General features: G+C 39.8%; 10 protein-coding genes. 1 reads left to right on the plus strand and 9 read right to left on the minus strand.

Features of this window, described 5'->3' with window-relative positions:
- Positions 1 to 194: 194 nt before the first annotated feature.
- The 9 genes from HYS07_10075 to HYS07_10115 form a co-directional block, all read right to left on the minus strand.
- Complete coding sequence (locus tag HYS07_10075; GenBank protein ID MBI1871525.1) at positions 195 to 332, minus strand: hypothetical protein; 138 nt, start codon at positions 330 to 332, stop codon at positions 195 to 197.
- Between the two features lie 830 nt (positions 333 to 1,162).
- Positions 1,163 to 2,263 (minus strand): tRNA guanosine(34) transglycosylase Tgt, encoded by a 1,101-nt coding sequence (gene tgt, locus HYS07_10080; GenBank protein ID MBI1871526.1) that lies wholly within the window; start codon positions 2,261 to 2,263, stop codon positions 1,163 to 1,165.
- 122 nt (positions 2,264 to 2,385) lie between these two features.
- Positions 2,386 to 3,444: a tRNA preQ1(34) S-adenosylmethionine ribosyltransferase-isomerase QueA gene (gene queA, locus HYS07_10085; GenBank protein MBI1871527.1), complete on the minus strand. Its 1,059-nt coding sequence runs from the start codon at positions 3,442 to 3,444 to the stop codon at positions 2,386 to 2,388.
- 21 nt (positions 3,445 to 3,465) lie between these two features.
- Complete coding sequence (locus HYS07_10090) at positions 3,466 to 4,587, minus strand: SpoIID/LytB domain-containing protein (protein ID MBI1871528.1); 1,122 nt, start codon at positions 4,585 to 4,587, stop codon at positions 3,466 to 3,468.
- Positions 4,588 to 4,831: 244 nt separating this feature from the next.
- Entirely contained in the window at positions 4,832 to 5,554 is a 723-nt protein-coding gene (locus HYS07_10095) for an ABC transporter ATP-binding protein (protein ID MBI1871529.1), read from the minus strand.
- A 76-nt stretch (positions 5,555 to 5,630) separates the two neighbouring features.
- Positions 5,631 to 6,389 carry an ABC transporter ATP-binding protein gene (locus HYS07_10100; protein MBI1871530.1) on the minus strand — a complete coding sequence of 253 codons (759 nt, stop codon included), beginning with the start codon at positions 6,387 to 6,389 and terminating at the stop codon, positions 5,631 to 5,633.
- A gap of 140 nt (positions 6,390 to 6,529) precedes the next feature.
- Complete coding sequence (locus HYS07_10105) at positions 6,530 to 7,486, minus strand: branched-chain amino acid ABC transporter permease (GenBank protein MBI1871531.1); 957 nt, start codon at positions 7,484 to 7,486, stop codon at positions 6,530 to 6,532.
- A 70-nt stretch (positions 7,487 to 7,556) separates the two neighbouring features.
- Entirely contained in the window at positions 7,557 to 8,459 is a 903-nt protein-coding gene (locus tag HYS07_10110; protein ID MBI1871532.1) for a branched-chain amino acid ABC transporter permease, read from the minus strand.
- A 132-nt stretch (positions 8,460 to 8,591) separates the two neighbouring features.
- The gene (locus HYS07_10115) at positions 8,592 to 9,710 is read right to left on the minus strand and encodes an ABC transporter substrate-binding protein (GenBank protein MBI1871533.1); all 1,119 of its coding nucleotides are present in this window, start codon (positions 9,708 to 9,710) and stop codon (positions 8,592 to 8,594) included.
- Between the two features lie 160 nt (positions 9,711 to 9,870).
- Here HYS07_10115 and HYS07_10120 point away from each other — a divergent pair, with 160 nt between their 5' ends.
- A complete protein-coding gene (locus HYS07_10120) occupies positions 9,871 to 11,442 on the plus strand; it encodes a hypothetical protein (protein MBI1871534.1) in 1,572 nt (523 codons plus the stop codon).
- Positions 11,443 to 11,642 lie beyond the last annotated feature (200 nt).

Consider the following 11,642-nt stretch of genomic DNA (forward strand, 5'->3'; position numbering starts at 1 on the left):
ATATTATCTAGACCTCCTGATGAAGCTGTTCCTTAAAAAGCATATTTTCTCTTAGCCAACTATTCATAAGACTCAATAGAGTTTTGTCTTCCATCTCTTCCTGTATATGTTAAACGGCCCCTCAACTCAATCAGGAGGGGTTCCTTCAGGAAATCTAACTTCCCATCCACCCCCATTTCCCTAAGGACTCGGTTCTATTCAATTTTCAAAGAACCATAACCTTGCTGTGAAAGCTGCTTAAAAAGTTCTCGAAATTTTTCGTGCAGATAAGGAGGGACATTTTCAAGATCCAATTTTTCATTGGAAATAACCTTTTTTACTCCTAACTGCACTCATCTTTCCACTGCCCTCATTCTGATATCCCTGTCCTTATCCCCAATTCAATACAACCCCTCTGCCGCAGTAACCATTGTCCATTTCAAATCACTTCTTAGGCGTGCGCTTAAAGCCTCTCATGCTCAAGGATCAGCAATTCTCATTAAGCAATACGTTGCCCAACTTCTTACCCATAAATCTTCTAAATAAGATGACTCGATTAGTAAGGGTAAAGCTTCTCCCTTATACTTTATAATGTCTTTTTCGGCTTTCTCACTTGCACACTGAAAATGAGGAAGTTGGCACAGCCGATGGAGTCGGTTTCGAGGAATCTTCCCAAAGTGGGATCGCAATAACGGGCTCTAAACTCGAAAAATTTATTCGGTTTTCAAAGAGCAAACTGTCATAAAATTTATGACGTATATTTAGTAAATCAGTGAACGTCCCCTATAAAAAAAGTTAAAAACCAAAAGTGAAAGATAAAAATACCACTTTGTTAAAATTTAAGCACCTAAAATTTTTTACTTGGAAATACGGAAATACGCCAGAATTATAAAAGATTGAATGTAAAAACCCGTCATACCATCCGTTGATGATATAAAACGTGAGACATCGATTAACGCTTTATCTCTGACTCTTAGCTCTCCTCTGCTAAGTTGTGTCCCAAGATTAGCCATCCATTCTTGACCTTGCGCCTTCGTGATAGGTTCATCGCAACCAAGTACCGCTCTTTTATCTAGCCCACCGTCTTGCGCTTGAAGCTCTACATACATAATTAAGATAGCTTCTTTTATTCTGCATCTCACTTGATGTATATTTAGTAAATCAATAAATCAATGAACGTCCCCTATTTTCCCAAAAAATCTGCTTTAAATGCTGTAAAGCGATTCGTTAAGATTGCTGCTCTTGCCTGTTTGACTAAATTTACAAAAAAGAAAACATTGTGAATCGAGGCGAGCCTCATCCCTAATATTTCACCTGCCTGAAAAAGATGCCGGAGATAAGCGCGGCTATAATTCTTACAGGTTGTACATCCACAAGCCTCATCCAGAGAAGAAAAATCATCTTTAAGACGGCTGTTTGTTAAAGTAATTTTTCCCTGATGGGTAAAGACCGTCCCATTTCTTGCATTTCGTGTGGGCAAAACACAATCAAATAAATCAATTCCTCTTTCAATACATTCTAAAAGATTGAGAGGGGTGCCGCAACCCATGACATAACGAGGTTTATTTTCCGGGATAGGGTCGACGGTTTCTTCAAGAACTTCATACATCAAAAGATCCGGCTCCCCCACACTTAATCCGCCAAAGGTATAGCCGTCAAAACCAACCTCACGAAGGCCCTCAATACATCGGACACGTAAATCCTTAAAAACACTCCCTTGAATAATCCCAAAAAGGGCTTGGCTTTCTTCGAAAGGCTGATGAGCCTTCTTGGAAATTTTTGCCCATTCTAACGTCAGAAGAACTGAATTGCAAGTAGACTCATAGGAGGAAGGATAGGGAAGGCACTCATCCAGACAAAGCGCAACATCCGAGGCCAGAATCCCTTGAATCCGAATCGCTTCTTCAGGAGTTAAAAACCATTTTGATCCATCCAGGTGAGAACGAAATTCAATTCCTTTTGAACTCACTTTTCTTAATTTGGCCAGACTAAAGACCTGAAACCCTCCGCTATCCGTTAAAATCACCCCGTCCCAATTCATAAATTTGTGAAGACCGCCTGCCTTCCCAATGATATCAGCTCCAGGACGCAGCATTAAATGATAGGTGTTACATAATATTCCCTGAACACCCGAGCTACGAAGCTCATCAGGAGAAAGGGTTTTAACCGTCGCTTGAGTTCCCACGGGCATGAAGCAGGGAGTCTCAACTTGACCATGGGTCAGCGTTAAAAGACCCGCCCTGGCACGGGTTTCTTTATCTTTTTTTAAAAGTTGAAAAGTCATAATTTATATCAAAATTTAAAAATCAAAATGACAGACCAAAATCCAAAATTTTAGAAAGCTTTTGGTTTTTAGTTATTTGAATTTTAATTTGTCATTTTGATTTTTGCGTTTTGATTTTTGATTTAAATAAGAATCAACATTGCATCTCCATAGCTATAAAACCGATATTGATTTTGAATCGCTTCCTGATAAAGAGACAATCGTTTTTGTCGACCGATCAGAGCTGAGACTAACATCAAAAGAGAAGATTTAGGAAGATGAAAATTGGTCAAAAGATTTTTGACAATTTTAAATTGATAAGGAGGGTAAATAAAAAGATCCGTTACCCCATTTCCAGATCGAATTTTCCCGTCTAATCCTACTGAGGATTCCAAACACCGAGCCGTGGTTGTTCCAACCACTAAAATCCTTCTTTTTTGGGAAACAGCCTGATTGATTTGAAACGCACTCACTTGGGAAATTTCATATTTTTCACAGTGAAGTTTCCCTTTTTGAAGCGTTTCCTCTTTCAAGGGTTGAAAAGTCCCCAGACCTACATGATGCGTCACCTTCACAAAATGAATGCCTCGATGACTCATCTCGTCCATTAATGATGGACTAAAATGAAGTCCCGCCGTAGGAGCCGCCACAGAGCCCCAACTCTTTGAAAAGACAGTCTGATAACGTTCTTTGTCTTCTTTTAGAATTAAGTCGGGATCTCGATGAATGTAAGGCGGAAGCGGGGGTTCCCCATATTTTTCAAGAAAAGATAAGGTTTCTATAGAGGAACTTATTTTAAGTGTTATCGTTCCATCCTCATTTTTTGAAAAAACCTGTCCGACCACTTCCCCTGATCCAAAAATAATTTCACTTGCGACAGGATTCTTTCCTCTCAAAAGCCCCTTCCATCCATCCGAGGTCTCTTCAAGCCAGAGAAATTCAACCAGCCTCCCCGTCTTAACTTTTTTTCCCCAAATTCTTGCTGGAATCACCCTGGAATCATTGATCACAACGGTATCGCCTGGTTCCAGAATATGGACAAGATCTTTAAAAGACCGATGCTGAATTTGGTTTGTTGCAGGATTAAATTGAAGTAGACGTGACATTTCCCGCATCGAACTTGGTCGTTGAGCAATCAGGGATGAAGGTAAATCATAATCATAGTCATTGAGATTCAAAACAGGTGATTGGTGATCGGGCATCGGTGATCGTATCATCCTCTGTTATCTAAGTCGAACACACTTTGCTTTCGGATAGTAATAGCCTAAAATTTCTTGAAAAGAAGATCCCTTTTCAGCCAAGGCAATGGCCCCATACTGGCAAAGACCTACGCCATGCCCCCATCCTTTCCCCGAAAATTCCATCTGGTCCTCACTGATCTTTAGCCAGAATATCGTGCTCTTAAGACGGGTATGCCCTAAATATTTTCTAAGCTCACGGGCAGGAATCGACTGATTTGCCACTTCAATAGACTCAATCCTCTTCGTTTCTAAATCGCGATGAAGAATCGCTGAAAAGGTTTCAGGAATGGGAAAATGATGCGATAATAATATTTGCCTAAATTCTGAGCAGGTTATTTTAAACTTCCATTCGACGCCCGGCTTTTCTTGACAGGGCTTACAACTTCGAGCTGGCGGAATTTTTTCACTGATATCAGGCCAGACTTCTTTAGCTTTTACCGTATATCCCCCGCAGCAATGATGAAAAAAAGAAGTAAATATTTTCCCTCGATAAACCAGAACCGTTCCCATCGTTTCTTGAATAGCCTGGTCTGTAAGTGCACTTTCACCTTTGATTCCTTGATAGGCTTGTGAAGAAGAGGGGCGATCCAAATCAAAGGGCTGTTTCGCATTCTTCAACTGATGAGCATAAGCAAAAGTCCTTGCGGCAATGGCTTGAGCCATCAGGGATTCTAAAGGAGCCCCTCGAGGCATTTCGGATCCTACGACTCCCCTTAAATAGCTTTCTAGAGGAAGTTGATTAATCACTAAAAATCCTCTTTTTTCATCAAGCACCCCTAAAATTTTTCCACGATAATCTTTGCCCTGAACTTTGAGAATTTCCGTTTCTGACGTCAAAACGATCACCTTTTGTTTGAGCACTTGACCATTCACATCTATCCCCTCAGCCTTTCGCGTCAGATGAACAAGCCCTAAGGATTGGAATAAATGCCTGCCCTCGTCATCCTCCACATCCAACTTTTCCCCAGAAATAGAAAGATCCGCAATCCCTTGATGAATCAAGACCCGAATATCCCTTTCAATCTCACGCGGTCTTTTACTCATTCCTAAAGAGAAAAAGAGGAGAAGAAAAGAAGCTGATAAAACCCACCCTTTTTTCATCATAAAATCCTTGACTCCGATCCTGCAGACCCGATAGTGTAAAAGATATGAGCACATAAGGTGCTCACTTTTATTATGCCATCAACCCTTACTCCTTACTACCTAACCTGGACAAGCCAGAACCCAATAAACCCATAGAAATCAAAAATTAAAAATCAAAGATCAAAATGACAATGCAAATATCAAAAATGATACCCATGCCCTTGTTCCTTGAATGAATACCCAAGGAGCTGGCCCGCATTTCTCATCAGATTTCGTGAATGAAAAACTTTTGAGAAGGTACATTTTTAACTCTTAAATCATGGGCTTGTCCTTGAAGAGCGATTTTTCCTGTTTCTAAAACATAAGCTCGATGGGCTAATTTCAAAGCCATATGGGCATTTTGTTCAACCAAAAGGATCGTCATCCCTTCCTGATTAATGGTTTGAATGGCTTCAAAAATTGATTTTACTAAAAGAGGCGCTAAACCCAACGAAGGCTCGTCCATTAAAAGTAATTTAGGACAAGTCATAAGGGCTCTGGCAATCGCCAACATCTGTTGTTCTCCCCCACTCAAGGTTCCAGCATTTTGACGTAGCCGTTCCTTCAACCTAGGAAAAAGTTTAAAAATCTTTTCGGAGTCTTCTTCAATCCCTTGAGCATCTTTTCTCAAGTAAGCTCCTAAATCTAAATTTTCTTTTACAGATAAATTCGGAAAAATCTGTCTACCTTCAGGAACATGAGAAATCCCAAGCTGAACAATTTGATGAGACTTGAGGCGATTCAAATCAAGTTCTTTCCCCTCCCTCGCATAAAGGATAGAACCAGAAACAACATCCATCAACCTAGAAATAGCTCTTAAAAGAGTGCTTTTACCCGCCCCATTTGCCCCAATCAAAGTGACAATCTCTCCTTCCTTGACTTCCAGAGAGACCCCCTGAAGGGCCTTGATGGCACCATATGAGACTTCAAGATTTTGAATTTTTAGCATGAATATTCTCTTCTTACTTTTTACTTCTTTTCCGCTTTCTACTTACTCCTTACTTTCTACTACTTACTGCTTTAAATTATCCTCCCAAATATGCTTCTATCACCTTTGAATTTTTCTGAACTTCTTTAGGATTTCCCTGGGCAATGATTTCGCCATGATCCATGACCACAACTCTTTCAGAAATCTCCATCACCATCTTCATATCATGCTCAATGAGAAGAATACTCATCTTTTGTTTTTGATGTAATTGATGAATAAACTTCATGAGATCATCCTTCTCCGTTGGATTCATACCCGCAGCAGGTTCATCCAAAAGAAGAAGTTGGGGACGCGTCGCTAAAGCTCTTGCTATCTCGAGTCTGCGCTGTTTTCCATAAGGAAGATTTTTGGCGAGCTCATTCTTTTCAGATGAAAGGCCGACAAAATCTAAAATTTCACTGGCCTTTTCTAGTGTCTGCCGTTCTTCTTCGTAAAAAGCAACCGTACGAAAAATAGACCTCCACAAACCACGATTCAAATAAATGGTGTGGGCGACACGTACATTGTCTAAAGCACTCATCGATCCAAAAAGGCGAATATTCTGAAAAGTTCGAGCAATGCCTTTACGACAAATTTTAGAGGGTCTTAAATGGCTAAGCGATTCTTGATTTAAAAGGATCGTGCCTATTTGAGGAGAATAAATTCCGGTCACAAGGTTAAATATCGTTGTCTTTCCTGCCCCATTAGGACCAATTAAGCTGACCAATTCTCCTTTTTTGAGTTCTAGGTCAAAATGGGAAACGGCCTTTAAACCCCCGAAAAACAATGTGCAATTTTTAAGTTCTAGTAGGGACATGTTTCTATACTTCTTGTTTGTATTCAGATTATAATTTACCGTCATCTTCATTTCTAATTCAAAATCCAAAAATCAAAATGCAAAATGACAGATTAAAATTCAAAATTTCTGATGCTATTGCAAGGGAGACATTTTAAGTTTTACATTGTCATTTTGATTTTTGATATTCTTGAGTTTCCAAAAACTCCTGATCTTCCCAGCATCAGTAAAATAAGAATAAGAGAATAAAGTACCATTCTAAACTCGCTAAAGAATCTTAAGAGCTCCGGTAAAATAGTTAAAACAATGGCCGCAATCACCGTTCCCGTAATACTTGACATCCCTCCTAAAACAACCATGACTACAATTTCAATAGACCTCATAAAGGTAAAAGAATTGGTATGAAGATAACCCACTTGATGGGCGAAAAGACAGCCGGCAATACCCGCAAAAAAAGATCCAATCACAAAGGCCCCAACCTTGTATTTTGTGGTGTTAATCCCAATCGATTCCGCAGCTATCTCGTCTTCTCTTATCGCTGAGAAGGCCCTGCCTTTGGTCGAATGAATGAGATTGCAAATCACAAGAAGGGTGATATAGGTTAAAAGCCCTAACCAAAAGAAATGGGTATATTCAGGAATATCGGTAAAGCCACGGGCTCCCCCCACAGCATCGGTATTCAAAATAAGAACGCGAATAATTTCTCCAAACCCTAATGTAGCAATGGCCAAATAATCACCCCGAAGACGTAAGATGGGTAATCCCACCAGAAGCCCTGCACTCGCAGCTGTTATCCCCGCCAAAGTCAGAGCAAGGGCAAACAAAATGCCTTTCGCAATCCCATCGGGTAGTCCAACTGATGTTGTAAGAAAATGAATGAACCAAGGCCCCATATAATAGGTGAGTGAGGCAGAAACATAGGCTCCTATAGCCATAAACCCTGCATGCCCGATTGAGAATTGACCGGTCTGCCCATTAATTAAATTAAGACTGACCGCTAAAATAATATTGATTCCAATGTAAATCAGGATTTGAAAGTAGTAGGCATTGAGATGAAGTGTGAGAACACGCTGCAGAATAAGAAGAGTGATTACGATCAAACCATTTAAAAGCCACATCCTCAAACATCTCATCTCGTCATTAACTCCGATATCATTTTTAATTCTCAATTCTCAATTTTTAATTGTTTTATAGTTTCTCAGGACCAGTTTTTCCAAGAAGTCCATGAGGTTTAAAAAGCAAAATAAAAATAAGAATAAAAAAAGCGAAGGCATCCCGATAAGTGCTTGAGATATAACCTGAGACCAATGTTTCCGAAATTCCCATAATCAAACCTCCGAGCATCGCTCCCACAACATTCCCAATTCCACCCAGAACAGCAGCTACAAAAGCCTTGAGACCTGGCATAATTCCCATCAAAGGTTCTATTTTAGGATTGGAAAGCCCGACGAGAATACCTGCGGCTGCGGCTAGAGTGGACCCGATAAAAAAAGTAAAACTAATGATGCGATTGACATTAATTCCCATGAGGCCGGCTGTCTCGTGACTGAATGAAACAGCCCTCATCGCTTTTCCCATGCGAGTTTTCATCACCACACAATGAAGCATGAGCATCAAACCAATGGAAACACCTAAGATTAGGAGTTGAATATTATTGAAGGCGACATCCCCAAAACGAATGATTTCTTTGACTTTCACAATTTGGGGAAAAAATTTAGGATCAGGCCCAAAAACAAGTTGTCCTCCATTTTCTAATAGTAGGGAAACACCAATGGCCGTAATCAACGCATTTAAACGAAGGCTACCACGAAGGGGACGATAACAAGTCTTTTCAATCAAAACGCCAATAGCACCACAACTGATCATTGAAACCAAAAGGATTAGAAGAGCTTTAGCATTTGAAGGCTCCGTTGCCCCATGAACCCATCCCGAGAGATAGTATCCGATCATGGCCCCCAACATATAAATATCGCCATGGGCAAAATTAATCAGGCGCAAAACCCCATAAACCATGGTGTAACCCAAGGCGATGAGGGCATAAATACTTCCCCAGCTAATACCATTAATAAGTTGTTGAAGAAATTCAGACATATGAAATCCAAAATGCAAAAATCAAAACGCAAAATGACAATGTAAAATCTAAAAATTTTTTCCGCAATAGTATTAGATAATTTTTGAATTTTGATATGTCATTTTGATTTTTGCATTTTTAATTTTGATTTTTTAAGGTTCTACCCGTTTAAAAAATTTTACTTTTCCATTCTCAATTTTTAAAACAACCGCTGCCTTACGAGCATTTCGGTCTTTATCGAGTGTAATGGAGCCAGAAATTCCTGGATAATTCTTTGTCTGACTTAAAGCATCCCGAATTGTACTCCCTTCAAGAGACCCCGCTCTTTGAATAGCATCGACTAAAATTTTGGCAGCATCATACCCAAGAACGGCCATCGCGTCTGGAACTTCTCCGTATTTTGCCTTGAAAGTTTCAATAAATTTTTGAATGACGACACTCGGATCATCTGCAGCATAATGGTTACTGAAATAGGATTCATTAATGGCTTCTCCTCCAATTTCAACCACACGCGGAGAATCCCATCCGTCCCCCCCTAATAACTGCCCCGTCCACCCCAATTCTCGAATTTGTCGAGCAATCAAACCTACTTCCGTGTAATAGCCTGGGACAAAAATAGCCTCAGGATGCTGACTTTTGATCGCTGTCAGCTGAGCGCGAAATTCAATATCCCCTTCTGAATAAGATTCATTGGCTACAATCTTTCCTCCCAATTTTTTAAAGGTTGCCTCAAAAAAAGAGGCAAGACCCACACTGTAATCATTTTTAATATCTTTAAAAATTGCAGCTTCTCTCACACCTAAAGTCTCATAAGTAAACTTGGCCATGACTTCCCCTTGAAAAGGGTCGATGAAACAAATTCTGAAAATATAGTCCCCCATTTCAGTGACCTTTGGATTAGTAGAAGCAGGAGTCACCATTGGAATTCCTGCCCTTTGACACTCAGGGGCTCCCGCTAAACTCCTTGAGCTAGCAACCTCGCCCAAAACAGCCACCACGCCATCTCGCTTGATTAATTTTACAACAGCCGTTTTTGCTTCCTCTGGCTTACTTTGATCATCCTCAATAACAGCCCTCATTTTCTTTCCTAAAATTCCACCCTGATCATTCACCTCTGAAAAAGCCATCTCAATTCCACGATTCATGGATTGACCAAAAGTGGCCGTACTACCGGTGAGCGAGGCATAAACGCCAATGGGAATATCTTCATTTTTTTTAGCACAACCTACAATCAAACATGCCCCTAAAAGAATCGATAATAATTTTTTCATCATTTTCCTCTTTCAAAATAGCTCAAAGTTATTTACCCAAGTGGATGAAAACGAGTCCATAGTCCACGGTCCACAGAAATAAATGCTTCCTTTAAAACCGTCGACCGTGGACGATGGACTGTAGACTCACGCTGTCTTTTCATGCTATCATTTATCCCTTATGAAAAAAATATTTCTTATTATCATTTTCATTTTTCCACTACTCGCGACCGGAACGATTCAAGAGAAATTCCCAGAGGATTTCTTAGGTTACATTTATTTTCCCGTTTTTTCTGAATTGATTCAACAAAGCCAAGAATATCTTGTTCCCTTTGGTCAAGCCTCCCAGCAAGCACCCGGATTTTTATCAACCCTTTTCCTCAAAGACACAAAAATCGAGAGTTTTGATTTATCCCGTCCGATGCTCTATGCCAGACTCAACCCAAAAAAATCCCCCGTCCCATTTTTTTACACCGCCTATCTCAAAGATAAAGACCTTTTCCTTTTAGGGTTTGGAAAAAGCCTTCTGGGGGGAAAGGGTTTTACGCTCAAAGAAGAAACAAAAAATAAACCCGTTCAAGAGTATATTGAAGAACAGACGCATTTTGATCGAGAGGGATTTCTAAAGGCCTTAGAAAAAGGCCCTGTGGATGTGACGAATTTTCAGACGAAGGTGATGCTTTCTTACTTTCTAGCCTTTAAAGACAACCAGGTTATTGTCTCAGGGAGTCAAGAATTGGTTCAAAAGTTTTTAAGTGAATCTTTAGAAAATATTCTCACTTCTAAAAAATCAGACTCTTGCGATCTTGGCCCCAAACCCATCGATATCCTTTTGCGATCGAGTCAAGCCTATGGTGTCTATCGAGAAGATCTGGAGGGCCTTCGTCATAAACTTGAACCCGCTCTGATTTCTAAAAATCTTCAATCACTCCAATGGATGTTAGAAACACTGGAGGATTCTCTTGGGAAAGTAGATGAACTTCAGTTATTTTCTTTTTTAAAAGCTGATTCAATCGAACTTGAAATTGATTTAAAAGTTAAACCTGATTCTTCTCTTGCAGAAAAATTAAAAAAATCAAATCAACTGATGCTTTCTTTAAAAAGCGCTCCCCTCGTTAATACCGCAGCTCTTTTAAAGGTCACACTTCCTCAAACGCTTCCGATCTCAAAATTTATACCCCTAGGGAACAAACCTGAAATCCAAGCCCTTGCCCAAAATTACGCCTCCCACATCAGAAACCTTTTTACCTTTAACAATCTTTCGATGGAAGGATTGATTAAAACCATCCTTGCCTTTGACCTCAAAGAAGGAGAATTGGAAAAAGCCCATTTGGATTTTAATCGTCTCATTAAAGAAGTCGGTTCTCTACAAATGACAGAAAATATCTTTCAACAAGTTGATAGGATTGCATCTCCTTCGAAAATTTTATACAGCACCTTTTCAGACAACCATCATTGGATTGGACTTAAATTTGACTCCCCTGAAAATTTTGTATCGGCCGTGGAAAAACTAAAACAAGCCTCATCAGCCTCTCAGGTTCCTTTGGATGAAATAACAGCTGATTTTCCAGAAAAATTAAATTTCTTTGTTCTTTTAAAACCTCTCGAGGGAGGTTATCTGGCAGGTTATGGAAAATCAGAAGAAGAGAAATTCCATGCCTTTTTTAGAATCAGAGCGAAAGAATGGATAACCGAAAAGTTCAAAGTTCAAAGTTCAAAGTTTAAAGATAAAAAAACTCCCTCAACTTCCTAATCTTAAACTTTCTGTAATCTTCAGCCCTTAAACTTTAAACTATTTTTCAGCTCTTTCTTTGAACTTGTCGAGTAGACATATATTTCAATGCCCCTCACGGAACCGTACGTGCGGATTTTCCGCATACGGCTCTTCAGTAAGCCTCACTCAATTTTGACGGTATATAAAAGCGATGGACGATCCGTGGCTTCGGTAAGGGG

It is taken from the genome of Chlamydiota bacterium, from assembly GCA_016178055.1.
Taxonomy (GTDB): domain Bacteria; phylum Auribacterota; class JACPWU01; order JACPWU01; family JACPWU01; genus JACOUC01.